This window comes from Pseudomonas sp. GL_135, from assembly GCF_057834665.1.
Genome location: NZ_CM174408.1, coordinates 3914927 through 3938226, shown reverse-complemented (window position 1 = coordinate 3938226; position 23300 = coordinate 3914927). Strand labels below are relative to the sequence as shown.

22 protein-coding genes and 1 pseudogene are annotated in these 23300 nt (G+C 59.6%); 16 read left to right on the top strand and 7 right to left on the bottom strand.

Annotated elements, in window-relative coordinates; all coding sequences use genetic code 11:
* Positions 1-161: 161 nt before the first annotated feature.
* Positions 162-401, bottom strand: coding sequence for a hypothetical protein (locus AC3ISG_RS17575; RefSeq protein ID WP_489297565.1), 240 nt, complete (start codon positions 399-401; stop codon positions 162-164).
* A gap of 49 nt (positions 402-450) precedes the next feature.
* Positions 451-714, bottom strand: a complete 264-nt coding sequence (locus AC3ISG_RS17570) for a hypothetical protein (protein ID WP_489297564.1) — start codon at positions 712-714, stop codon at positions 451-453.
* Between the two features lie 144 nt (positions 715-858).
* Between AC3ISG_RS17570 and AC3ISG_RS17565 the strand changes: the two genes are divergently transcribed.
* The 4 genes from AC3ISG_RS17565 (at position 859) to AC3ISG_RS17550 (ending at position 4910) form a co-directional block, all read left to right on the top strand.
* Positions 859-1986, top strand: coding sequence for a serine hydrolase domain-containing protein (locus tag AC3ISG_RS17565; RefSeq protein ID WP_489297563.1), 1128 nt, complete (start codon positions 859-861; stop codon positions 1984-1986).
* Positions 1987-2165: 179 nt separating this feature from the next.
* Positions 2166-2864, top strand: coding sequence for a haloacid dehalogenase type II (locus AC3ISG_RS17560; RefSeq protein WP_489297562.1), 699 nt, complete (start codon positions 2166-2168; stop codon positions 2862-2864).
* Positions 2865-3046: 182 nt separating this feature from the next.
* Positions 3047-3910: an alpha/beta fold hydrolase gene (locus AC3ISG_RS17555; protein ID WP_489297561.1), complete on the top strand. Its 864-nt coding sequence runs from the start codon at positions 3047-3049 to the stop codon at positions 3908-3910.
* Between the two features lie 199 nt (positions 3911-4109).
* Complete coding sequence (locus tag AC3ISG_RS17550; protein WP_489297560.1) at positions 4110-4910, top strand: hypothetical protein; 801 nt, start codon at positions 4110-4112, stop codon at positions 4908-4910.
* A gap of 68 nt (positions 4911-4978) precedes the next feature.
* On the opposite strand, the gene AC3ISG_RS17545 is transcribed toward AC3ISG_RS17550, so the two are convergent.
* Positions 4979-5749: an SDR family NAD(P)-dependent oxidoreductase gene (locus AC3ISG_RS17545; RefSeq protein ID WP_489297559.1), complete on the bottom strand. Its 771-nt coding sequence runs from the start codon at positions 5747-5749 to the stop codon at positions 4979-4981.
* 265 nt (positions 5750-6014) lie between these two features.
* On the opposite strand from AC3ISG_RS17545, the pseudogene AC3ISG_RS17540 reads away from it, so the two are divergent.
* A pseudogene (locus tag AC3ISG_RS17540) lies at positions 6015-6140 on the top strand ((R)-mandelonitrile lyase); the annotation flags it as partial.
* A complete protein-coding gene (locus AC3ISG_RS17535; RefSeq protein ID WP_489297558.1) occupies positions 6137-6925 on the top strand; it encodes a carboxymuconolactone decarboxylase family protein in 789 nt (262 codons plus the stop codon). The pseudogene AC3ISG_RS17540 and the gene AC3ISG_RS17535, both read left to right, overlap by 4 nt.
* 4 nt (positions 6926-6929) lie before the next feature.
* On the opposite strand, the gene AC3ISG_RS17530 is transcribed toward AC3ISG_RS17535, so the two are convergent.
* The 4 genes from AC3ISG_RS17530 to paoA are packed head-to-tail and all read right to left on the bottom strand — an operon-like array spanning position 6930 to position 11752.
* Positions 6930-7844 carry a LysR family transcriptional regulator gene (locus tag AC3ISG_RS17530; protein ID WP_122624768.1) on the bottom strand — a complete coding sequence of 305 codons (915 nt, stop codon included), beginning with the start codon at positions 7842-7844 and terminating at the stop codon, positions 6930-6932.
* Between the two features lie 29 nt (positions 7845-7873).
* Positions 7874-10084: an aldehyde oxidoreductase molybdenum-binding subunit PaoC gene (gene paoC / locus AC3ISG_RS17525; RefSeq protein ID WP_489297557.1), complete on the bottom strand. Its 2211-nt coding sequence runs from the start codon at positions 10082-10084 to the stop codon at positions 7874-7876.
* A gap of 52 nt (positions 10085-10136) precedes the next feature.
* Positions 10137-11087, bottom strand: coding sequence for an FAD binding domain-containing protein (locus tag AC3ISG_RS17520; RefSeq protein ID WP_489297556.1), 951 nt, complete (start codon positions 11085-11087; stop codon positions 10137-10139).
* A complete protein-coding gene (gene paoA, locus AC3ISG_RS17515; protein WP_489297555.1) occupies positions 11084-11752 on the bottom strand; it encodes an aldehyde dehydrogenase iron-sulfur subunit PaoA in 669 nt (222 codons plus the stop codon). Before paoA ends, AC3ISG_RS17520 begins: the two co-directional genes overlap by 4 nt.
* A 496-nt stretch (positions 11753-12248) precedes the next feature.
* Between paoA and AC3ISG_RS17510 the strand changes: the two genes are divergently transcribed.
* The 10 genes from AC3ISG_RS17510 to AC3ISG_RS17465 all read left to right on the top strand — a co-directional run bounded on the left by AC3ISG_RS17510 (position 12249) and on the right by AC3ISG_RS17465 (position 23064).
* A complete protein-coding gene (locus AC3ISG_RS17510) occupies positions 12249-12638 on the top strand; it encodes a DUF1330 domain-containing protein (protein WP_489297554.1) in 390 nt (129 codons plus the stop codon).
* A 198-nt stretch (positions 12639-12836) separates the two neighbouring features.
* A complete protein-coding gene (gene glsB, locus AC3ISG_RS17505; protein WP_122624772.1) occupies positions 12837-13745 on the top strand; it encodes a glutaminase B in 909 nt (302 codons plus the stop codon).
* A 270-nt stretch (positions 13746-14015) separates the two neighbouring features.
* Positions 14016-17435 carry a PAS domain S-box protein gene (locus tag AC3ISG_RS17500; RefSeq protein WP_489299553.1) on the top strand — a complete coding sequence of 1140 codons (3420 nt, stop codon included), beginning with the start codon at positions 14016-14018 and terminating at the stop codon, positions 17433-17435.
* Between the two features lie 192 nt (positions 17436-17627).
* Positions 17628-17795 carry a hypothetical protein gene (locus AC3ISG_RS17495; protein ID WP_163022152.1) on the top strand — a complete coding sequence of 56 codons (168 nt, stop codon included), beginning with the start codon at positions 17628-17630 and terminating at the stop codon, positions 17793-17795.
* A gap of 6 nt (positions 17796-17801) precedes the next feature.
* Complete coding sequence (locus AC3ISG_RS17490; RefSeq protein WP_272631067.1) at positions 17802-18233, top strand: type II toxin-antitoxin system YafO family toxin; 432 nt, start codon at positions 17802-17804, stop codon at positions 18231-18233.
* 102 nt (positions 18234-18335) lie between these two features.
* On the top strand, positions 18336-18971 hold the full coding sequence (locus tag AC3ISG_RS17485; protein WP_122624774.1) for a CGNR zinc finger domain-containing protein: 636 nt from the start codon (positions 18336-18338) through the stop codon (positions 18969-18971).
* Between the two features lie 130 nt (positions 18972-19101).
* On the top strand, positions 19102-20019 hold the full coding sequence (locus tag AC3ISG_RS17480) for a DUF72 domain-containing protein (protein WP_489297553.1): 918 nt from the start codon (positions 19102-19104) through the stop codon (positions 20017-20019).
* On the top strand, positions 20016-20810 hold the full coding sequence (locus tag AC3ISG_RS17475) for an endonuclease/exonuclease/phosphatase family protein (protein ID WP_420793028.1): 795 nt from the start codon (positions 20016-20018) through the stop codon (positions 20808-20810). Before AC3ISG_RS17480 ends, AC3ISG_RS17475 begins: the two co-directional genes overlap by 4 nt.
* Positions 20811-20833: 23 nt before the next feature.
* Entirely contained in the window at positions 20834-22066 is a 1233-nt protein-coding gene (gene clsB, locus AC3ISG_RS17470; protein WP_241043632.1) for a cardiolipin synthase ClsB, read from the top strand.
* The gene (locus tag AC3ISG_RS17465; RefSeq protein ID WP_122624777.1) at positions 22063-23064 is read left to right on the top strand and encodes a lysylphosphatidylglycerol synthase domain-containing protein; all 1002 of its coding nucleotides are present in this window, start codon (positions 22063-22065) and stop codon (positions 23062-23064) included. Before clsB ends, AC3ISG_RS17465 begins: the two co-directional genes overlap by 4 nt.
* Positions 23065-23300: the final 236 nt, after the last annotated feature.

The following is a 23300-nucleotide window of genomic DNA, read 5'->3' as shown; positions in this document are numbered from 1 at the left end:
ATGGCCGCATTTGTTGCGATTCAACACCCCCGACGTGCGAATCCGTGATTCCCCTCGCCCAGATCGATCTCCCCCGGCTGAAGGCGGCCCCACTGAAACAACGTATTCATCCGGTGGGGCCTCCTAGAGACGAGCCGCTCCCATAGCCGCTGAGCGTGCAGTTACGTCTGCTTCATGTGCGCTAACGCCTTGTTCGCCTGGTCGGCGCATTTCTTGAAGTCGCCCGATTCATGGGCTGCTTTGGGCTGTTGATGCTCATGGTGACCTGACGAGGTGAAGTCAGTCTCCGTCGCTGCCTTCAGTTTCTCGAGTGCCGCTTCGCACTCGTGGTGATCATCCTTGGCAAACGCAGGTCCTGCGACGATAAGTGCTGCAAGCAGAGTTAAAGAAAGAAAACGCATCGACCACTCCTTTTAAATAGCAGCCTTTAATAAGCGGAAATTAGCGTGATCAACGATGCTTCTTGGCTTCTTTATCCAGATGCTTATCCGCTTTATGACGCTCCTCGTCGTTATGTTTAACGCCTTTATCCACTTCGCTGGCGTCATGCTTGACGCCTTTGTCGGCTTCTTTGGCATCATGATCGATGCCGTTATCCAGCTCACGGTTGTCATGACGAATGCCTTTTGCCAGGTCGTCTTCGGCGAGGGCTAAAGGAACAACGGACGCAGTCATCAGCGCAGTGATGAGCGCAGACGAAACGAGCTTGTGCATGGTAATACTCCTGAGCGAACGTCGAGGTCCTCATGACCCCATCGCTTTTCAGCGTAGACAAAGTCCAGCAAGATGAAAGGGGTTGGCGACCTCATCGGTGGCGGGGCCTCCTCGGTTGGATCTACTCAAAAAAAGACCCGAACAATGACCGCACATTCTCACCTTCAAACATTCATTGATCGCCTCGCGCCAGCGATGGTCCCTGGCCTGGCGATAGCCGTTGGGGACAGTCGGGGCGTGATGTGGGAAGGGGCTGCCGGGTATGTCGATCTTGAGCAGAAAATGCCGGCACATCCCGGCTGCACCTTTGGGGTTGGCAGCATAACCAAGGTGTTTGTCGCGGTGGTCACCTTGCAGCTGGTGGAGGAGGGGCGTATCGGTCTCGATCACACCTTGGCTCAGTACCTCCCGGTGCCGGTGCTGAAAGGCATTGCGAATGCCGAAACCGTGACCCTTCGCCAGTTGCTGTCCCACTACAGCGGCATCGCGAGTTGGGAAGATGACGACCGATGGATTCGTGACGGGAGAGGCGAGCACATTACCCCCGGCAAACGTTGGGCCCATTCTGAGCCACTGGATTACATCCGTGGCGTGGGAGCCGTATTCGAACCGGGTGAAGGTTTCCATTACTCCAACACCAACTACACATTACTGGGCTTGCTCATTGAAGCGGTGACTTCTCAGCCCCTTGAACATGTGCTGAAACAGCGCATTATCAGCCCGCTCAAGATGACCTCGACCGGTCTTGAAGACGCTGAAGGACTCACAGCCTCGGGCATTTCCAGACGCTACCATTGGGCGACCGAATGTTTTCTACAAACGGCCGGCGTCGCGCCTTCCTACCGTTACACAGGCCCAGGCTTGCTGGACGTTTCATCCAGTCAGTTGTCGGTGGAGTGGGCTGCAGGGGGCATCGTGTCTTCAGCATCGGACATCGTGACGTTCATGGCGGCCTTGAAGTCCGGGCGGTTGCTGGGCCCGATGATGCAACGGCAGTTTTTTGCCTGGCTCCCCGCTCAGCCCGGCAGGCAGATGGGGCTGGGTATTTTCCGTGCTTCTACGCCATACGGGCCTGTGATCGGTCATGGCGGGAACGTGCTCGGGTTTAGCGCAACCACGTGGTGGTTCGAAGAAACCGACTGCGTGTTGGCCCTCCTCACAAATGCGGGTTCGATGCACTCAGGGCCCGATGCCTGGTCCGCTTCCAGAATATTTGAATCGACAACGCTGGGAATGGAAGCGCAGGAAGTCTGCAGGCTCGGGCGGGCGTGATCCGGTTAATGTTGTTGCACCAATTTTGGTCAAGTCATGAGCAGGGACATCATCGCTCGACCGATCAGACGCGCATTCCCGTGGAACTCTTCAAGCAAGCTGGCTACTGAGTTTAAGCGCGTACCCGTACATTCCTGATCAGCACGCGACCTCACTGCGCAGCCTCGGAGAACACGTCCATGCTTGAGCTTGATTCCCGCACCAAAGTCATCACTTTTGACTGCTATGGCACCCTCGTTCAATGGCATGACGCCGTACGGCGAGCGGCGGCATCCATCCTTGAGCGACATCTGTCGGCCCCTGCCTCCACGGAAAGCATCGCAAGTTTCGCGGTGCGCCTGCGTGAGATTGCGATGGAGCATCAACAGCAATCGCCCTTTCGCGACTATGAAGCGGTACTCGATGCGAGCCTGAACCAGGCGTTGCGCGAAACCGGTCATGACGCCACGGCGGCAGACCTTGAGACCTTGCTCGCGACCCTGGGAAGGATCGAGCCCCATCCCGACGTACCCGAAGCGCTTGCCCTATTGCGCGAGCATTACCGGATCGCCGTCATCAGCAACACCTCGGATCACCTGATTGCCAACACCATCACCGCCATCGGTACACCGATCGATTTTGTCATCACGGCCCAACAGGCGCGTGCGTACAAGCCCGATCACGCGCTCTTCCACTACGCTTACGCCGCGATGGGTGTTACGAAAGATGAAACGATCCATGTCGCCATGGGCCAGTTCAGTGATCTGAAGGTCTGCCAGGAACTGGGCATTCGGTCCGTCTGGATCGACCGAGAGGGCGAACCACTGGACCCCGCATGGCAACCTGACGCTGTATTGAAAGACCTTTCCGGGCTGCCGCAGTTGCTGATGCCGTCCTGACCTGCCCGCTCGGCTGTCGGTCCCCACGAAGAAAAAGGGCGATAGGGCTGTTCATGCCGATGATCGGCGCATCGATTCTAAGCTGTCAGGAAGTTGCGCACGGCCGACTGTAATCGGTGAGCTTGAAGCGAGCGCACGCCAGCGGTGCCTGCACTACCGTGGGAGGTCACCAGGAGGTGAACATGTTCGAAGGTTTCCAGCTCGCGATGATTGATCTGCCTGAGGCGACGCTACGGGTTCGCTACGGTGGCTCTGGTCCTCCGTTGCTGTTGCTTCACGGTCATCCACGGACCCACACGACCTGGCATCAGGTGGCGCCACTGCTGGCAGACTCTTTTACGGTGATCTGCCCTGACCTCAGAGGTTTTGGGAAGTCCAGCAAGCCCGCCGACGCCCATGACCACGAGGCATTCTCAAAACGAGCGAAAGCGCGTGATTGCATCGCCCTGATGGATCGCCTCGGTTTCGATAAATTTCATGTGGCCGGTCATGACCGGGGCAGCTACGCGGCGTTTCGTCTGGCCCTTGACCATCCCTCTCGGGTGCTGAAATTGGCGATTCTGGATGGCGTGCCCATCCTGGAAGCGCTCGAACGGTGTGGCGCGCGGTTTGCTTCCACCTGGTGGCACTGGTTTTTCTATGCTCAACCCGACAAGCCTGAGCGGGCGATTTTCGCCGACCCCAAAGCCTGGTACGGAGGCAGCGCCGAATCGATGGGCCAGGAGAATTTCGAGGATTTTCAGGCCGCGATCCAGGACCCCGAAACGGTTATCGGAATGCTCGGTGATTATCGCGCAGGCCTCGCCCTGGACCACGTGCATGATAAGGAAGACCGCGAGGCCGGTCGCCGGATTCAATGCCCGCTTCACGTCATCTGGTCCTTGAAGGATGACCTCGAATTCCTCTACGGCGATGTGATTGCTGTTTGGCAGCCATGGGCACAACAGAAGGTCACCGGCATCGGAATCGATAGCGGCCACCACATGGCGGAGGAGGCGCCGGCTGAACTGGCGAGCGCGCTGAAGGCGTTTTTTGCTGCGAAGTGAAGATCGGGACCCCGCTGCAGACCGGACCCTTTATTTCCGCGGAACCGATCTGCCGTTAGGCGCCACACAAGGGCTACCCACTCCCACGCGAACCTCACAGCGATCGCCCCGTTACAACATCCAACACGCCTGCATCCGTGCAAGCGGTCCAGAGTGGGCCTGGGGCACTGCCAACCGACCTTTCAGTTTGGAGAAAAACGTGAAATTACCCGGACTCGGCGCCTCGTCGCCCAAGACACCAGACATCACTCCCCATGCCTCCAAGCCGGACGCCAAGCCGACGCCCGACGCGGGCAAACCCTCGAATACCCCTACCGATTCCGGTAACGGCGGCAGCCGTGCCACCGGCAACTTCAGCAATGTCGCCCAAGGTTCGGGCGCTCTGGCCAGCGGCGGCGCGGCCATTTACCGGGCTGACCAGAGCACGCAGAATTCTCAATACGCCACGCAATCCACCACGGGCGCAGTGAACTATGGCGGCCCTGCCGGGAGTGGCGGGCCGTCGGGTCTGCAAAACCAGTCCCTGGCTCAGCAGAGCCCGGGACTGGGCAACGCCGGTGAGCAGTCGACGCAGAACTCACCGCTTCTGCAGCTGCTGGATAAGTTGATCGGGGCGCTGTTGCAGTCAGTTGGCGGCGGGGCGAGTAAGCAACCTGCCGGCGGCGATGCTGCCCCCACGCACACCAAGGACACGCCTGTGGCCGAGCAAAGCCATAACAAGGACGGTTTAACCGGAGCCGCTGGGCAAGTCGGGAAAGCACTGTGGATGGTGCCCGGTTTGAGTAACGTGATGACTGGCATCGGCGAGTCCGACGGCAGTGTCGGCGGGATGCTCAAAGGCGGCGTCGGAGGCGCAGTGGACACTGCGAAAGGCGCAGCCGTGGGCCTTATCGGCGGTGGCGGCAACCCGGTCGCCATGGCGGCTGGTGCTTATGGCGGGGCGTTGTCTGAAACCAAAGCTGCGCCTGAAGGGGTGCGCAACGCAGCGGGCATGCTCTAAACGATTCCTGCCGCATGTTTCCTCCTTCGGGGGGACATGCCTGGCAGGGATTTCTCGATCAAAACACGTCACCAGACAATGGGTTTGTCGTCCCAGGCCCAAAATGTCCCGCTGTCCTCCGGCCCATGTGCGCCTACCACCTCAAGAATGCGATCCGCCGAGAAACCCGCTTCAAATAGTTGACCCTCAGGCACATTCGCCTGGAATGGCCGGGACAGGTCGGTATCCGTTGTGCCTGGGTGTATGGCGAGGACGGTAGAGGCAGGGTTCAAGCGTTTCAGTTCGATACTGGCCGTGTGCAGCAGCTGGTTGAGCGCCGCTTTGCTGGCTCTGTAGCTGTACCAGCCGCCCAATCGGTTATCGCCAATGGAGCCAACCCTCGCGGACAGCGCCGTGAACGTCGAAGGTTGCCTGCGCAATAACGGAAGCAGGTGTTTGAGCAGCAGGATGGGAGCAAAGGCGTTGGTCGCGAAGCTCGCTTGCAGGCTCGCCAGCGACAGTTGCGCCAGACCCTTTTCTGCTTTGGCGCCGTCCTGATGAAGGATGCCCAGTGCACTGATGACGAGGTGCAGATGATCGCACCCTGCAAGCGTCTCGCTCACCAGTCCTTCGAGGGATGGCTCATCCCGCGCGTCGCAGTCGACTCGTTTCAGACGGTCGCCATAGTGCTCTGCGAGCTTTGCCAGCTCTGTAGCCGTAGTAGCGTTTCGTGATACTGCCCAAACCTGAGACACATCATCGCGAGCCAGCAACGCCGCGCACAGTGCCAGGCCAATACCGCGGCTGGCTCCGCATATCAGCACGTGAGCTTTGCCGTTCAGTTCGGGTATCAAACGCATAAGGCACCTTGAGGAACATGGCTGAGGTGTTTTTATGACTTCGGAACACGGCATGACGTTCAGGTGGGCAGTTGCTGACAGATTGCACACCGTGGCATTGGCGATTGGTGAGTGCCGCTCATCGGGGCATGAACCGCGAGCGCGGTAGATGAACGCACAGGGATGAATTAGCTTGGTTGCAACCCTATTGATCAGCGAGAGGTGAGCTATGTGGCAGAGAGCAACCGTGCCTGCGTGGGTCTTGCTGGGTGGCATTGTGTCCAATAGACATGGGCATGGTGCAACGAGTACGACCGGGGTTACCCACATGGCCATCCAGCAGATGCCTGACGGCAATAATGTCGAGTGGCTTGAGCCCGTTAGCAATGCTCAGTACGACGCCTCACTATGATTATTCGCACATCTGCAACAGTCAGCTTAGCGATGTGTTTATTTGCATGCGCCACCCCAAAGGGCGTGATGACGAAGGAAGTTTCTCAAATGCCTACTTCAGCCGATATACGTGCTGCCTCGCCGGCAATGGCTCACAACAGGGACACCTTGCTCCTGGGTCAAGTGTGGGAACGCACGCAACTGTCTCCCCGCGACCGGAGCCTGGCAACCGTCGCAGTAATGATCGCACGCGGCCAGACTGCCGAGCTTGCCGCGCACTTTGATCTGGCCTTGAAGAATGGAGTGACGCCCCTGGAGCTATCCGAAACAATCAACCACCTTGCGTTCTATTCAGGGTGGGGTAATGCCGCCGGCGCGGCACCGATTGCCACAGAAGTCTTTGGCAGGCACGGCGTAACACCTGACCAACTGGCGCCTGTGTCGCCCGACCTGCTGCCTATCGATCAGATCGCCGAAGAGGCGCGCGCCGCCAGTGTCGATAAGTCCGTCGGGCCGGTTTCGCCCGGGTTGGTGCAATACACCACCAGCGCGCTCTTCAACGATTTGTGGCTACGGCCGGGTCTTGCCCCCAGAGACCGAAGCCTGATTACGGTTACCACGTTGGTGGCGAACGGTCAGGTCGCCCAGATCGGCTACCACCTCAATCGTGCGATGGACAATGGGCTGACGCAGACCGAGGCCTCCGAACTGCTCTCGCACCTTGCTTTCTATGCGGGCTGGCCAAATGCGTTTTCAGCGGTGCCAGCCTTCGATGATGTCTTCAACAAGCGGCAGGAGAGTTAAGTCGCTAGGGGAGCGGTCCCATGGGTTGGAGTTCGCGAATAAGCTCGATGAGCAGTCGCAGGCCTACCGGGACCTGTCGGAAACTTGAGTAATAGATATGAAACCCTGGATCGTGGTGAGTCCAGTCCTCCAACACGCGCTGCAAGGAACCTTCGGCAAGCTGCCGTTTGACCACATAGGCGGGAACGTACATCAAGCCGACGCCGCGCATCGCCATCGCTACGCCGACGCGGGTTTCGTCGATAGTGATCGCGCCTGGCGCGTCTATTTCCATCTGGTGACCGTCTTTCGAGAATTGCCAGTGATAGATGCGGGCATTACCCAGGCGCACGCGCAGGCAGCGATGCTGGTAGAGGTCTTCTGGATGGCTCGGGGTACCGAATCGCGCAAGGTAATCAGCCGTTCCCACCACTGCCCAAGCCACATCGGGGGAGAGTCGTTGAGAAATCATGTCTTCGGGAACCGTCCCGCCGAACCGGATCCCTGCATCATGCCCGTCGCCGATAATATCAACCATTCGGTTGGTCACGGTCAGGTCAATCTCGACGTCCGGATAGCGATCAACGAAAACGGGAAGAACCGGGCCCAGCAATAGCTTTGCGCCGTCGCTCAACACGTTGAGCCGGATGCGGCCGGCAGGCTCATCCCGTAGCCGGTTGAGGGTTTCCAGTGCCTGACCGATGTCGTTGACTGGCGCGCTTATGAGGCCTTGCAACTCCTCGCCTGCGGCCGTCAGGGTCACGCTTCGAGTGGTGCGATTGAGCAGCCTGACGCCGAGCCGCGTCTCCAGTCCTTTCATGGCATGGCTCAGCGCGGAGGCACTGATCCCGACTTCCAGACCCGCCTTTCTGAAGCTTTGATGCCGAGCGATGGCGAGGAAATAAATAATATCTGCCAGGTTCGTGCGGCTGAGCTGCATGGATGACTCCGAAGCGAAGAGCGGTAAGGTCAGCCCACAGCGGGCAGATGATCAATCAGCTTGTCGAGTGTGATGGGGTAATCCCGAACCCTGATGCCGGTAGCGTTATAGACGGCATTGGCAATGGCCGCTGCCGCTCCGGAAATACCGAGCTCGCCGACACCCTTGGCCTTGAGCGGGGTTGCATAGGGGTCTACTTCATTCAGAAAAATGACTTCTTGGTGAGGGATGTCAGCATGCACCGGGACTTCGTAGCCGGCCAAGTCGTGATTAACAAAAAAACCCAGGCGATGATCCACAATCATTTCTTCCATAAGCGCTGCGCCCGCGCCCATGGTCATTCCCCCGATGATCTGACTGCGAGCTGTTTTGGGGTTGAGTATTCTTCCTGCTGCACACACCGCCAACTGACGGCGAATGCGGATTTCCCCTGTCGCAGCGTTGACACCCACCTCGACGAAGTGAGCACCGAAGGTCTGCTGGGCATACTGCTTGGCCAGGTCGCCGAATTCCATCACGTCTTCGGCCAACAGATCGCCATCCCGGGTGGCCTCGGTCAGTCGCAGGTTTTTCGAACCGTCACGAACGTAGCCGTCGCTGAATTCTGTTTTGGCGGGATCGAGGCCTAGCTTCGCAGCAATGACTTCCCTGAGTTTCACGCAAGCAGCATAAACGCCCGCGGTGGACGAGGCTGCTCCCCACTGGCCACCTGAACCCGATGATTCCGGAAATCGCGAATCCCCCAGGTTGACGTTCACCTTATCCATTTCAACGCCCAGCATTTCAGCCGCAGTCTGGGCAATGATCGTGTAAGAGCCGGTGCCAATGTCTGTCATGTCGGTTTCGACGGTGACCAAACCTTTGCGGTCAAGCCGGACTCGAGCACCGGATTTCGTCGTGGGTGCGCCACGAATGGCGGACGCCATGCCCATGCCGATGTACCAGCCGTCGTGCAATTGCTTACCGGGAAGGGGAGTGCGTGTAGCCCAGCCGAAGCGATCAGCTCCGGTGGTCAGGCATTCGACGAGCTGACGTTGGGAGAACGGGCGATCAGGCTGTTCCGGGTCTACCTGAGTGTCGTTCAGAACACGAAATTTCACAGGATCCATACCGAGTTTTTCAGCCATTTCGTCCATTGCGATTTCAAGCGCCATCATGCCAGGTGCTTCACCGGGTGCGCGCATGGCGCTGCCTTCAGCAAGGTCGAGCTGGGCAAGGTACAAACGGGTCATACGGTTCGCGCCCGCATACAACGTTCGGGTCGATGCGGTAGCCGCCTCGGTGCGACCCCCGCGCAGGTTGCCCGACCAACTCTCGTGGCCGATTGCGGTGAGCGTGCCGTCCGTATTGGCACCCAGGCGTATCCTTTGGATCGTCGCCGGCCTGTGCGTCAGGTTGTTAAACATGAGCGGGCGTGGAAGCGCCACTTTTACGGGCCGCCCGGCTGCTCTTGCCGCCAGTGAGGCCAATACGGCGTCACACAGAATGGTGCCTTTCCCGCCAAAGCCGCCACCAATATAGGGCGAGATCACGTGGATGTTGTCTTTGGGAATACCGAGCGTTTTAGCCAGATCCCTGACGCCCCAGTTTATTTGCTGGATAGACGTCCACAGCGTCAGTTTTTCTCCCTGCCACTGAGCGATGGTCGCGTGGGGTTCCATCATCGCGTGGGCATGATCCGGGGTGCTGTAGTGGCCTTCGAGTGTGACAGCTGCCTCCTTGAACGCGCCGTCGAAATCCCCGATGGCCGTCTGTGGAGGAGGGCCAAATGCACCTGGCGCGGGCGTCGTGGCTGACGCTCGCTGCGCGGCCAGATCGTAGGCGCCGGGCTCTCTGACGTAGTAGACGCGCAGCAAAGCCGACGCGGCTCTGGCTTGTTCGAACGTCTGTGCGACGACGATTGCCACTGCCTGGTGATAGTGATCCACCTGGGGACCGGCCAGTGCGCGGTCAACGTAAAATTCGCCTCTGTCCAGCTGACCTGCATTCTCGTGGGTGACGATTGCGATAACGCCGCTGGCTTGGCGTGCTTCGCTGGAATCAATCGAAGAGATCCGGCCCTTACTGATGGATGAGCCCACTACATAGCCGTAGGCGGGAGGACTGACGGCGGCCTGTTGCTCATAGGCATAGGTCGCCGTGCCCGTCGTCTTCAGCCTGCCTTCAACACGGTCTTTTGGCTGTCCAATCACCTTCATTTGGTCGATGGGATTGGTGTTCGCAGGCGTATCAAACTTCATGAGGGTCACTCCTGATCAATCGACCGCGGCCGTGCCATGCCGGTGATTTTGCTTAAGAAGAGGCGCTGGAAAGAGCCAGACCGATCGTCCGTTCTGCCAGTTTGATTTTGAAAGCGTTTTGCGCGGTAGGATGAGCGTCAGCCAGCAAACGCTCTGCGACGGCTTTTGCGCCGTCTGGGAGATGAGCTTCGGCCTCTTCACTTCGCCAGGGTTTGTACGCCACTCCCCCCAGCGCAATCCGACCTGTCTGGTCTGGCAGCACGATCGCTGCGACAGACACCAGCGCAAACGCGTAAGACGCGCGGTCACGAACCTTGTAGTAGATGTGCTTGCCTCCCACGGGTTTAGGCAAGGTCACGGCAGTAATCAGTTCGGCATTTCCCAGGGTGTTTTCAATATGCGGTGTCGTTCCGGGAGCGGTGTACAGATCAGCGAGAGCGATCGTGCGTGTCTGGCCCTTCGGATTGAGGGTTTCCACCCTTGCGCCCAATGCCTGCAGCGCCACCGCCATGTCGCTGGGATGGCTGGCGATACACGCATCGCTGACGCCGATGATCGCTTGCTGCCGACTGGCGCCCCCGATTGCAGAGCAGCCGGCACCGGGGCGCCGCTTGTTGCAGGGTTGATCGGGATCGTAAAAATACGCGCACCGGGTGCGTTGCAATAGATTGCCGGCCGTTGTGGCTTTGTTTCGCAGTTGGCCTGACGCTCCCGCCAGTAGCGCTCTCGACAGTACGGCGTAATCCCGCCGAACTTCGGGGGCGGCGGCCAAGTCGGTGTTACGCATCAAGGCACCAATTCTTATCCCGCCATCCTCTGTCGAGCTGATCTTGTCGAGCGCGAGTCCGTTTACGTCTATCAGGTGCTGTGGCGTTTCTATTTCCAGTTTCATCAGATCGAGCAAGTTAGTGCCGCCCGCGATGAATCGCGAACCCGGGTGACTCGCTGCGGCGTCCACCGCTTGCTGCAGAGAGGTGGCGCGTTCGTAAGTAAAAGATTTCATGCCTCGCCCCCGGCTACTTCTTGAATGGCGTCGACGATGTTGGAGTAGGCCCCGCAACGGCAGATGTTGCCACTCATGCGCTCGCGGATTTCGGCGGTTGTGACAGTGCTTTTAGCCTCTAAATCATCGCTTGCATGGCTGGGGATGTCGGCCTTTATTTCCTCCAGCATCGCGACGGCCGAGCAGATCTGCCCTGGCGTGCAATAACCACATTGGTAGCCGTCATGCTTGATGAAAGCCGATTGGAGGGGGTGCAGGTTGCCCGGCGTGCCGAGGCCTTCAATGGTGGTGATGCTGTCACCTTCGTGCATGACTGCAAGCGTGAGGCACGCATTGATTCGTCGTCCTTCTACTATCACCGTGCAAGCCCCGCATTGACCGTGGTCGCAGCCCTTTTTGGTGCCGGTCAGATGGAGTCTTTCTCGAAGTACGTCCAAGAGGGTGGTGCGGTTATCGACATTGAGCGCAACTCGCTCCCCATGGACTACCAGGTTTACCTGGCTGTCCGGCGGGCTGGGCGCTGCTGCTTTCGTGCCGGCAGCGGCCCGGGCATCATCGACCTTCGTGAACACGGCCGTGACTGCCGTGCCTGCGGTGCCTATCAGCACTTGGCGTCGAGACAACTCTATTCCAGCTCCATTAACGGTGGGGTTCATACGGTTCATCAATGTCTCCGTCACAGTTTTGGTTGCTGAAGCCGGCCGCGGTTAATGACTCCACCCCGATGCATACGCTCTTGAACATGCACTCGGCGAGGAAACAATGCTGCTGGACTATTAAGACGGGAGCCTATGTCACCAGGTTGCCGGTGATAACGGGTGTTTCGAGAATGAATCCGTGAGCAGCGCTCAGCAATCCATGTGTAGAGCGGCCTGGCGGGCCTCACGACTCCAATGCGGACTCACTCGCAGCCGCAGCTCATCGCTCTCGGCTTTCTGATGTGCTAATGATCTGATGTACTAATCAATACCAAAGCCCTGTTGCGTCTGCGCACTCTCATAAATATATGAAAGTCACTCAGACAATGATCGTGTCCGACGTGTTAATTGAAACCGATCCGGTTCAACTCAGCACTCAAGCCAGACGTTGACGGTTTCTGCAAGTACGTGTCTGTAGGGCACGCTCAGACTAAGCGAACTGGTTTTTTGATGGAGGTAGGTGATGAAACACTTCAGGGTTAATTTCCTTGCAATGGCGGGGCTGGTTTTTGTCGCCGCATCCTGCGGTCGGTTAATGGCAGCAGAAGCGAAGTCGCCGCCGGCCTACTATGTTGCCGAATTTGAAATCACCGATCCGGAGGGGATGAGGCCTTACAGCGCTCAGGTGGAATCAACATTCAAGCCTTATGGCGGTCATTTCATCGTCCGTGGCGGCAAGATTACTTCGCTCGAAGGTGTGGCGCCACAGCGTCGACGCGTCGTGATTGAGTTTCCGAGCGTGAATAACGCCCAGGCTTGGTACAACTCTGCCGAGTACACCGCGTTGAGAAAAATCCGCCAGCGCTCGGCCAAGACAGATGTCTACTTGATCGAGGGAGCACTGGCTCCGTAGTCAATTCAGGAAAGTTGTCATCACCCGCATCATCTACTGGTTATTTTTGCGGGAGATGTGGAAACCATCCAACCCAGACGTGCAAGCTCACCCGCAGCAAAAACCAAAATCCTGGCCAATTGTGTGATCCCGTCCCTCCAGCATTCGTCATGAATCCTAACCCCTGCTGCCGTCAGGGGATCGACACCAGGACCCTTCATGCAAACGCTGTTGAACGAGATTCTCGACGAAGTCCGTCCCCTGATCGGCCAGGGCAAGGTGGCTGATTACATTCCCGCGCTGGCCGACGTGCCGGCCCAGCAGTTGGGCATTGCCGTGTATGGCAACGATGGCACCTATCATTGCGCGGGCGATGCACTGGAGCCGTTTTCGGTGCAGAGCATTTCCAAGGTGTTCAGCCTGGTTCAGGCGATCGGCCATTCCGGCGAAGCCATTTGGGAGCGCCTGGGTCATGAACCCTCAGGCCAGCCGTTCAACTCGCTGGTGCAGCTGGAGTTCGAGCGCGGGCGGCCCCGTAATCCCTTTATCAATGCCGGCGCTTTGGTGATTTGCGACATCAATCAGTCGCGCTTCGCCGCGCCGACGTTGTCCATGCGCGATTTCGTTCGGCGGCTTTCGGCTAATCCCCAGGTCTTGATGGATGCCCGCGTGGCGGATTCCGAGTACCAGTTTCGCGCCCGTAATGCGGCAATGGCGTACCTGATGCAGTCCTTCGGCAATTTCCATAACGAGGTTGAAACCGTGCTGCGCAGTTATTTCAGTTGCTGCGCGCTGAAGATGAGCTGCCTGGATCTGGCCCGGGCGTTCTGCTTTTTGGCGAACAACGGGTTCTGCAAGCACAGCGGCGAGCAGATCCTCACCCCACGCCAGACCCAGCAAGTGAACTCGATCATGGCCACCAGCGGGCTGTATGACGAAGCCGGCAATTTCGCCTACCGCGTGGGGTTGCCGGGCAAGAGCGGGGTAGGGGGCGGAATCGTGGCGATCGTGCCGGGGCAATTTACCGTGTGCGTGTGGTCGCCGGAACTCAATGCAGCAGGGAATTCGCTCGCCGGGATGGCGGCACTGGAATTGTTGAGCTCGCGGATTGGCTGGTCGGTTTTCTGATAGCGGGGCTTCGTCGTTTCAGGTTTGCGGAATCATGCAAAAGGGTGAGCTGTTTGCGCGTGGTTCGCTTCGTCGAAAAAACTGATTCGGGCCGTGTCGAGGGCAAAGGGTTACCCGATACAATGCCGCTTTAGCCCTGTCCAGTTCGAACCAGTCTGCGGGATGTTGATGCCGTGGCGATGTCGGGAGATCCGTTTGACTACCAATCCGGTCGATCCTTGCGGCGATGAGCGCCTGTCTCATGTGCTGAATGCCAGTGAGCGGCTGGTGATGGCAGAATCAGTGGATGAGGTTGTTGCCGTGCTCCGCGATGTGGCGCGCGCCACGGTCGGCGCGGATGGCGTCGCGATCGTTATTCAGGATGACGGGCACTGTTCCTACATAGCGGAAGATGCGGTCTCACCGCTCTGGCAAGGCCAGACTTTCCCGGCCGATCACTGTATTTCAGGGTGGGTCATGCATCGCGGCGAGACCGTTGCGATCCCTGACGTACGGGCCGATCCACGTATCCCGCAGGACGCCTACGCGCCGACGTTCGTCCGTAGTCTGGTCATGGCACCTATTGGTCGACCTGTTCCGGTCGCGGCACTCGGCGCCTACTGGTCGCAGGTCCGCACTCACGACGACGATACGGTCAAACGCCTGGAAAGCCTGGCGCGTCTGGCAACGATTGCCATCGAGAATGCCCGCCTGACCCAGGCACGCAATCGCGCGGCAGCACGGGGGGCCGCCCAGAACCGAATCCTTGAACTGGCGGTTGAAGAAACACCGCTGAACGTCGCGCTGGACGCGATTGTCCGCGAGGTGGAGGCGCTGTCCCCGTCCCGTTTTCTGGGCAATATCCTGCTCTTGAACGAGGAGGGCAATCACCTGCAGCATTGCGCCGGACCTGGCCTGCCCCTGGCATTTATCGAGGCTGTCGAAAGCACCCATGTCAGCCCAGGCGCAGGTCCCGGCAGCACGTCTGCGAGCCCGAACCCACGGGTGGCGGTGCCCGACATCGCAAACGATCCTCGTTGGGCCGCATTCCGGGCGCTCGCCGTCGGACACGGTTTGCAGGTCTGCGGGTCCATTCCGATTCGGTCGGCACAGGGCGCCATGCTCGGCACGTTTGTCATGTATCACCCTGAACGGCGCGAGCCGCTGCCGGCGGATATCGAGATCGGCGACTTCTTGGTCAAGACCGTCGGACTGGTCGTGCACCGTGCTCGAGCCGAGGCAGCGATCCGCAGCAGCGAGGCGCGCTACCGCCAGATCGTCGAAGGCGCAGAGGACTTTGCGATCATCACCTTCGATGCCCAAGGCAAGGTCACGGGTTGGAACATCGGCGCTCAGCGTGTTGTCGGCTACCGTGCCGAGGAAGTCATGGGCCGCGACGGCGATCTTTTCTTCACCGAAACCGACCAGGCCGAGCGAGTGTTCCAGAGCGAGCTCGCACTCGCGGTGGAACAGGGGCGGGCCGTCAACGAGCGTTGGCACGTTGATAAAAACGGTGCGCGCTTCTGGGGCTCGGGACTGATGATGCCCCTTGTCATGGATCAGGGCGGTTTCGTGAAAATCTTCCGCGACCGCACCGCCGAGCATCAGGCGGAAGCGGCGCTGCAGGAGAGCGCGGCGAGACTGAGCTTTTTTGATGAACTCGACGCTCGCCTTTTCAGCATCCGCCGCGCCGAAGACGCTCTGCTCGTTGCGACCGAGTTGCTCGGGCGCCGGCTCAACGTGTCGCGCTGCGCCTACGCGGATGTCGACGTCGATAACGACCGCTTCTGGATTCGCAGCGACTACAACGCGGCTGGCATCCAGAGCTCGGCCGGAACCTACAGCCTCGATCTTTTTGGCCCGCGGGCGGCGGCTGACATGCGCGAAGGCCGAACGCTGATCGTGCACGACGTCGGCGCAGAGCTCGGCCCCAGCGAAGGCCTCGAGATGTTTCGGGGCATCGGCGTTGACGCCATCATCTGCTGCCCGCTGGTCAAGAATGGCCGGCTGACGGCCATGATGGCGGTTCATCAGGATCAGCCTCGCGACTGGCTGCCCTCGGAAGTCATGCTCGTCAGGGAAGTCGTCGAACGCTGCTGGGCGCATGTCGAGCGGGTGGGCGCCGAGATGCGCATGCGCGAAAGCGAAGAGCGTCTGCGCCTTGCCGTCGAACACGCCGACATCGGCTTCTGGGACGTGGACATCGTTCACGACACGCTGATCTGGCCGCCCAGAACCAAAGCGATGTTCGGCATCCAGGCTGACGTGCCAGTCACGATTCAAGACTTTTATGACGGTTTGCATCCCCATGACCGGGACGCAACGATCGAGGCGTTCACGGCGGCCATCGACCCCGAACGCCGCGCCCTTTATGACGTCGACTACCGCACCATTGGCAGGGACGATGGCGTGATTCGCTGGGTCGCCGCCAAGGGGCGCGGCGTGTTCGACGCCGCCGGCCGCTGCCTGCGCGTCACCGGCACGGCTGTCGAGGTGACCGCGCGCAAGGAGGCCGAAGAGGGGCTGCGGGAGCTGAACGCCACGCTGGAAGGACGAATTGCCAATGCCATCGCCGAGCGTGAAGAAGTCCAGGCGGCGCTGCGCCAGAGTCAGAAGATGGAAGCCATGGGGCAGCTCACCGGTGGCGTGGCCCATGACTTCAACAACCTGCTCACCCCGATCGTCGGCACCCTCGACATGCTCCAGCGCCGAGGCGTGGGCGGTGAACGTGAGCAGCGGTTGATCTCCGGCGCCGTGCAATCCGCTGATCGCGCCAGGACACTCGTTCAGCGGTTGCTGGCCTTCGCTCGTCGTCAACCGCTGCAGCCGGTGTCGGTCGATGTGGCGAAACTGGTGAACGGCATGGGCGATCTCGTCGCCAGCACCACCGGGCCGCAGATCCGGGTCGTGGTCGATGCTCCGCCTGATCTGCCAGCGGCGATCGCGGACCCGAATCAGCTTGAGATGGCGCTTCTGAATCTTTCCGTGAACGCCCGCGACGCCATGCCAGAGGGCGGGACCATGCGGATATCTGCCTGCACCGAGTGGGTGAGCAGGGACCACCGTTCCAGGCTGCCGACCGGCGACTACCTGTGCCTGTCCGTTGCGGACACCGGCATTGGTATGGATGCGCCCACCCTTGCGCGGGCGGTGGAACCGTTCTTTTCGACCAAGGGCGTCGGCAAAGGCACTGGGCTGGGTCTGTCGATGGTGCACGGCCTGGCGTCCCAGCTGAACGGCGCGCTGACCATTCAGAGTTCGCCAGGGCTTGGGACAAACGTAGAGCTCTGGCTACCACGGAGTATGACCCTGCCGACCTCGGCATCACGTATCGACGACGCGCAGGAACGGCACTCGCTGCGAGGGATCGCGCTGCTTGTAGACGATGAAGAGCTTGTGCGGGCCAGCACGTCGTACATGCTGGCCGACCTGGGCTACCGGGTCATCGAAGCCTCGTCTGGCGAGGAAGCCCTGCAACTGCTTGGGACCGGCCAGCACGTCGACCTGATCATCACGGACCATCTCATGCCCGGCATCAGTGGTACCGACCTGGCCAGACGGGTCCGTAACGCTCGACCCGGGACTGCGATCCTGCTTGTATCGGGGTATGCGGAACATGAAGGGCTGGACCCGGATTTGCCGCGCCTGACCAAACCGTTCCGCAAGAGCGAGCTGGCGGCGAGTCTTTCTCAGCTTGGCGGGACGTCTTGAGGCGGGTGTGAGCTTGAGGTGAGTGGGATTTCAAAGGTTGCAAAGCTAATCGAACGGTTACCCGGTGTCTGGAGGTATCCTTTCGTAGATGAGGCATGGCCTCTGAAACATGATGATATTCGCCGCTTCATTGATCAAATTTAAGGTACGGCGTAGCATCGGCGACGCCACTACTCATGAGGGAGAGCCACAATGGCTACGATCCAGCAGAAGCGATCTGAACCGGTCGCCGATCGACCAAAACCTCGCGTCAGCACAAGCGGTGTGAGCCTGAGCGAGGCACTGACACAGGCGATCAAAGCCAGTGACGAAAAAAACGAATACTTTGTTCAGCATGGCAAACTGCCGCTGACTAAGTGAGGGGTTTTGCATCCACGCGTTGAAGTAACAGAGCTCTTTAAAGAAGGTGTCTCCGATTGGGGTGTCATCTACACTGCTTTCTACAACTATAAGCTTTGCGGCATTTTACCCAATGAGTTTGGCCGCGACGGCTACATCCACCCCCTCCCGCTGCACCACATCCAGTTCACCGTTGACCCTGCCATCACCGCTCGATGGGCGAAGATTAGCGACCCTTTCTATCGCACTGTTCGCCGGGGTGTAGAGGCAGATCGAGACCACTGGCTTGTTTATGCGTTTGACGAGCCTGGCTGCAGATACCTCTTGGTTGATATTTACGGCCCCGATGCTCACCAGTGTCCTGAGCGTGACCCCTACTTGCGAGATTTGAAAGTCGAAATCGTCGACCCTTGGCTCAATGGCGTCCTTAGGTGTTATGAGCCTCCGGAGGATGACTGAACCGGTTTGCTCATTCCTCCTCACCCCACAACCGTCCGAAATTTCAGCAACCCCTCACATCTCTGCCATGATTCCCTCACCGCCTCAAGCTGAGGGCATTCCATGTCTATCGGACAACTGAAGATCAACGCCATCCGCCTCGTCGGCGGGTCGGCTGTGCTGGATTACCTCAATACCTGTGACGGCCGCCGCCCGGGCACGGGGTTGCTGGAGGTCGTCGACAAGCTGGGCAACCTGGAGGACATCGTCCACTGGTTCCGCCACGCCGACCTGATCGACGATCTGGAGCACCAGCACTTCGTTGCCGTCGTGCGCCGTTCTTCCTGGCACACGGTGACGGCATTTGAACAATTGATCGATTTCCGCGAAGCGCTGTATCGGTTATTGCTTCCTATGGCGCTGGACCACAGCGCCGATCAAGTCAGCCTCGATGCGTTGAATCAGGCGCTGGCCGACACGGCCGACCAGCGCCTGCTGGTATTGACGCCAGCGGGTGTGATCTGGCGCTGGCGTGTCGGCGATGATCTGGGCTCGATGACGGCCGGGTTTATCGGCCGGCTTGCGGTTCAGGCATCAGAGCTGCTCACCTCCGGCGATCTGTCGCGTCTCAAGGCGTGCGCCACCCCGGACTGCGACTGGCTGTTCCTCGACACCTCTAAAAACGGCCGTCGCCGGTGGTGCCAGATGAATGTCTGCGGCGCGCGGGAAAAGGTCAAAAGGGCCATGGCCGCGTCCTGAGTGCAGCCTGCGGCAATCTGCGCGACGACGCCCGCAAAAAGCCAGGGAACCTGCCGGGTTCCCAAGCTTCTTATCTCTAGTTCAGAAGTGTCGCGGCAGGTGCCGTGGCAGGACACGAGAGAGCGCAGGCATGGGCGACATCCGTATCGGCATTTCAGGCTGGCGTTACACGCCATGGCGCGGGGATTTCTATCCCGACGGCCTGACGCAGAAAAACGAGTTGAAATTCGCCTCCAGGGCTGTGAACAGCATCGAGATCAACGGCTCGTTCTATTCATTGCAGTCGCCTGACCTTTATGCACGCTGGTACGACGATACGCCGAAGGGTTTTGTCTTCAGCGTCAAGGGCCCGCGTTACATCACCCATGTCCGCCGTCTCAAGGAAATCGACGAGCCTGTCGCCAACTTCTTCGCCTCCGGTGTTTTTCAGCTCAAGGAAAAACTGGGGCCAATCCTCTGGCAGTTCGCGCCCAACTTCAAATTCGACGCCGAGCGCTTCGAGCACTTTCTCAAACTGCTGCCCCACGACGGTAAAGCCGCCAAGGCCTGCGCCAGCAAATGCGCAGAACGGCTGCAGCAGCCGGGTTATCTGGACATTCCGGCGCGCCTGAAGCTGCGTCACGCCGTTGAAATCCGCCATGAAAGCTTTCTGGTGCCTGAGTTTGTCGCGCTGCTGCGCAAATACAAGGTGGCGCTGGTGGTCGCGGACACCGCCGGCAAGTGGCCCCACGTTGAAGACCTTGCCACGGATTTCGTCTACGTGCGCCTGCACGGTGACAAGGAACTCTATGCCAGCGGGTATTCCGACGAGGCGATCAGGCACTGGGGTGATCGCATCGATGCCTGGCAACGGGGCGCGCAGCCCAAGGATGCTCAGTTGATCGTGGACAAAGCCCCCCGAGCACGAAAGTCCCGCGACGTTTATTGCTATTTCGACAACGACATCAAGGTCCGCGCCCCTTACGACGCGCGCCGGTTGCTTGAACGTTTCAATCTCACTGAAAACCTGGAAGTTGCGCCAGGCGATTTGCATGGAGCCACGTTGTGACCAGTGCCCTGATCCCCGAAGACCTCAACGGCCGACGACAAAGCGCGTCGGCCTCAGTCACGCTCAACGTGCTGACCATGAACATGCACATGGGCTTCGGTTTCCTCAATAAACGCTTCATCCTGCCGGAACTGCGTGACGCAGTGCGCTCAGTGTCGGCCGATATCGTTTTCCTGCAAGAAGTCCACGGCGAGCATCAGGACCACGCGCAGAACGTGAAGAACTGGCCGACCACTTCGCAGTACGAATTCCTTGCCGACAGCATGTGGAAGGACTTTGCCTACGGCCGCAATGCCGTGTATCCCCATGGCCACCACGGTAATGCGCTGCTGTCCAAGTACCCGATCCTCCGCCATGACAACCTCGACATCTCGATCCACGGCACTGAGGAACGCGGCTTGCTGCATTGCGTGCTGGACGTGCCGCATTTCGGCGAGCTGCACGCAGTGTGCGTGCACCTGGGCCTGAAAGAGGTTCATCGTCAGCAGCAGCTGAAATTGCTCGCCGACCTGGTGGGGCGTCTACCGGCCGATGCGCCGGTGATTGTGGCGGGGGATTTTAACGATTGGCGGCAGAAGGCCGATGATGTGTTGAATCCTGCCGGGCTGCGCGAGGTTTTTGTTGAATCATTTGGCGCGCCGGCGAAAAGCTTCCCGGCGCGCTTCCCGTTGTTGCGCCTGGACCGCATTTACGTGCGCAACGCGCACATCCGGTCGCCCAGGGTGATGTCGAATCGTCCCTGGTCGCACCTTTCCGATCATGCGCCGTTGGCGGTGGAGGTAACGCTTTGAGGGGTATGAGAGCGATGGGCGCCATGTGTGGCCTTTGGCGGGACGGCAACTCGGTGGAGTTGCTGATCAATGGCGAAGACTTCTTCGCCCGGGTGTTCGACGCCATTCGTGGGGCGCGCGAAGAGGTGCTGATCGAGACCTTCATCATCTTCGAAGACCGCGTCGGCGAGGGTTTGCAGCAGGCCGTAATCGAAGCGGCCAGCCGTGGCGTGCGGGTGATTATTACGGTGGACGACTACGGCACCAGCGACCTGAGCACCGCGTTCGTCAGCAAGATGATCGAGGCCGGCGTGCAGATTCAGCTATTCGACCCGCGCCCTAAACTGATGGGCATGCGCACTAATCTGTTCCGGCGCCTGCACCGCAAGGTGGTGGTCATCGACGGCGAGACGTCGTTCATGGGCGGCATCAACTACAGCGTCGACCACATGGCCGACACCGGCATCACCGCCAAGCAGGACTACGCCGTGCTGGTGCGTGGGCCGATTGTCGCCGACATCTATCGCTCGACGCTGAGCATGCTCGGCCCGGCCGTGCGCAAGACCTTCACGCCGCTCAAGCCGGTGACGCGTCAGGCCGGCAGCGCGCGGATGCTTCTCGCCGAACGCGACAATCGTCATCACACCACCGATATCGAAGAGCAATACCTGTTGGCGATGCGTAATGCGACTCAGCGCATCACCATTGCCAACGCGTACTTCTTCCCCAGCTACCGGTTCTTGCGTGAACTGCGCAACGCAGCCCGTCGCGGGGTGAAGGTCACGCTGATCCTTCAAGGCAAGCCAGACATGCCGTTTGTGCGCGTGTGCTCGCGCCTGACCTACACCTGGCTGCTGCGTGAAGGCGTGGTGATCCATGAATACAAACAACGGGCGCTGCACGGCAAGGTCGCATTGATCGACCACGAATGGTCCACTGTGGGTTCCAGCAACCTCGATCCGCTGAGCCTCGCGCTGAACCTGGAAGCCAATTTGTTCATCCGCGACCATGCATTGAACCAGCGCTTGCACGAACACCTGCGCGACCTCGCGGTGGCCCACAGCAAACAGGTCAACCTCAAGGGCCTGGCAAAAGGGCAATGGTGGCGTGCGCCGATGATTTTCCTCAGCTTCCACTTCCTGCGGCACTTCCCGGCGATTGCCGGTCTGTTCCCGGTACACGGCCCTCGGCTGAAACCCCTGCGCGCACCGGAAACACTGCCGGAAGCCGCCGCCCTCAAAAACGACCTGCCGACCGATCAGGAAAAATCCTTATGACAGGCGTCTCCCAAGCGTCCACCCACGAGCAGAAACCGACCGAGGCCAGCAAGAATCGTCCGTGGCTGAAGTGGGCCAAACGTGCGTTTACGCTGTTCTTCTTCATCGCCGTGCCGGTCTTGCTGTTCACGCTGATGAAAAACCTCGACTGGAACGAGGTGATGCACGCTCTGGAGTCCTACAAGCTCAGCACCCTGGCGCTGGGCTTCGTCATCGCCGCTGGCAGCTACCTCACGTACTGCTGCTTCGACGTCCTGGCCCGGCGCTACACCGAACACAAATTGGCCATAAAACAGATCATCCCGGTGACGTTTGTTTGCTATGCCTTCAACCTGAACCTGAGTTCATGGGTCGGTGGCATTGCGCTTCGTTATCGCCTGTATTCGCGGCTGGGCCTGGACGTGCCGACCATCACCCGGATCCTCAGCCTGAGCCTGATCACCAACTGGCTGGGCTACATGCTGCTGGCGGGGTTTGTCTTCGCGGGTGATTTCGTCGACCTCCCGGAAGGCTGGAAGATCGGCGACACCACGCTGCAACTGATCGGCTTCGTCTTGCTGGCCGTCTGCCTGGCGTACTTCCTGGCCTGCCGTTTCTCCAAAAAACGCACCTGGACCCTTCGCAAGCAACAACTCGTCCTGCCCTCACTCAACCAGGCACTGCGCCAAGCCTTGCTGGGCGCGCTGAACTGGGGACTGATGGCGCTGCTCATCTACGTCCTGCTGCCGGAAAAAGCCTTCTACCCGGCGGTGCTCGGGATCCTGCTCATCAGCAGCATCGCCGGCGTCATCGCCCACATCCCCGCCGGGCTCGGTGTGCTTGAGACGGTGTTCATCACATTGATGCAACACCAATTCAGCAAAGGCCAACTGCTCGCTGCGCTGATCGGCTATCGGGTGATCTACTTCCTCATCCCGCTGATGATCGCGCTGGTGGTGTATGTGGTACTGGAGAAGCGCGCGAAGGCCATGCGGCTCAGGAATGAAGGGCAGTTGTGAGTGGGAAGGGTGACGCGGGAGCTCGGGGACTGATGAATTTGCAGTGAGGCGTCGTAAATAAATCAGTCGCTCAACTCAGTCCAAAAAGTGTTGCCCGGACTGGCCCCTTCCCGGCTAAAGCCAGTCCTACAAAAACACCGCGTTCACTCAGTGGAACCGGTGTCGGGTGACGCGGAGCGTCACGGTATGCATGCCCACGCGGAGCGTGGGCACGATCAGCGAAGATCCTGAAATCG

What these genes read in the sequence shown, in the direction of transcription:
- AC3ISG_RS17575 (WP_489297565.1), bottom strand. Translation starts at nt 401, where the DNA reads ATGCGTTTTCTTTCTTTAACTCTGCTTGCAGCACTTATCGTCGCAGGA.
- AC3ISG_RS17570 (WP_489297564.1), bottom strand. Translation starts at nt 714, where the DNA reads ATGCACAAGCTCGTTTCGTCTGCGCTCATCACTGCGCTGATGACTGCG.
- AC3ISG_RS17565 (WP_489297563.1), top strand. Translation starts at nt 859, where the DNA reads ATGACCGCACATTCTCACCTTCAAACATTCATTGATCGCCTCGCGCCA.
- AC3ISG_RS17560 (WP_489297562.1), top strand. Translation starts at nt 2,166, where the DNA reads ATGCTTGAGCTTGATTCCCGCACCAAAGTCATCACTTTTGACTGCTAT.
- AC3ISG_RS17555 (WP_489297561.1), top strand. Translation starts at nt 3,047, where the DNA reads ATGTTCGAAGGTTTCCAGCTCGCGATGATTGATCTGCCTGAGGCGACG.
- AC3ISG_RS17545 (WP_489297559.1), bottom strand. Translation starts at nt 5,749, where the DNA reads ATGCGTTTGATACCCGAACTGAACGGCAAAGCTCACGTGCTGATATGC.
- AC3ISG_RS17535 (WP_489297558.1), top strand. Translation starts at nt 6,137, where the DNA reads ATGATTATTCGCACATCTGCAACAGTCAGCTTAGCGATGTGTTTATTT.
- AC3ISG_RS17530 (WP_122624768.1), bottom strand. Translation starts at nt 7,844, where the DNA reads ATGCAGCTCAGCCGCACGAACCTGGCAGATATTATTTATTTCCTCGCC.
- paoC (WP_489297557.1), bottom strand. Translation starts at nt 10,084, where the DNA reads ATGAAGTTTGATACGCCTGCGAACACCAATCCCATCGACCAAATGAAG.
- AC3ISG_RS17520 (WP_489297556.1), bottom strand. Translation starts at nt 11,087, where the DNA reads ATGAAATCTTTTACTTACGAACGCGCCACCTCTCTGCAGCAAGCGGTG.
- paoA (WP_489297555.1), bottom strand. Translation starts at nt 11,752, where the DNA reads ATGAACCGTATGAACCCCACCGTTAATGGAGCTGGAATAGAGTTGTCT.
- AC3ISG_RS17510 (WP_489297554.1), top strand. Translation starts at nt 12,249, where the DNA reads ATGAAACACTTCAGGGTTAATTTCCTTGCAATGGCGGGGCTGGTTTTT.
- glsB (WP_122624772.1), top strand. Translation starts at nt 12,837, where the DNA reads ATGCAAACGCTGTTGAACGAGATTCTCGACGAAGTCCGTCCCCTGATC.
- AC3ISG_RS17500 (WP_489299553.1), top strand. Translation starts at nt 14,016, where the DNA reads ATGGCAGAATCAGTGGATGAGGTTGTTGCCGTGCTCCGCGATGTGGCG.
- AC3ISG_RS17495 (WP_163022152.1), top strand. Translation starts at nt 17,628, where the DNA reads ATGGCTACGATCCAGCAGAAGCGATCTGAACCGGTCGCCGATCGACCA.
- AC3ISG_RS17485 (WP_122624774.1), top strand. Translation starts at nt 18,336, where the DNA reads ATGTCTATCGGACAACTGAAGATCAACGCCATCCGCCTCGTCGGCGGG.
- AC3ISG_RS17480 (WP_489297553.1), top strand. Translation starts at nt 19,102, where the DNA reads ATGGGCGACATCCGTATCGGCATTTCAGGCTGGCGTTACACGCCATGG.
- clsB (WP_241043632.1), top strand. Translation starts at nt 20,834, where the DNA reads ATGTGTGGCCTTTGGCGGGACGGCAACTCGGTGGAGTTGCTGATCAAT.
- AC3ISG_RS17465 (WP_122624777.1), top strand. Translation starts at nt 22,063, where the DNA reads ATGACAGGCGTCTCCCAAGCGTCCACCCACGAGCAGAAACCGACCGAG.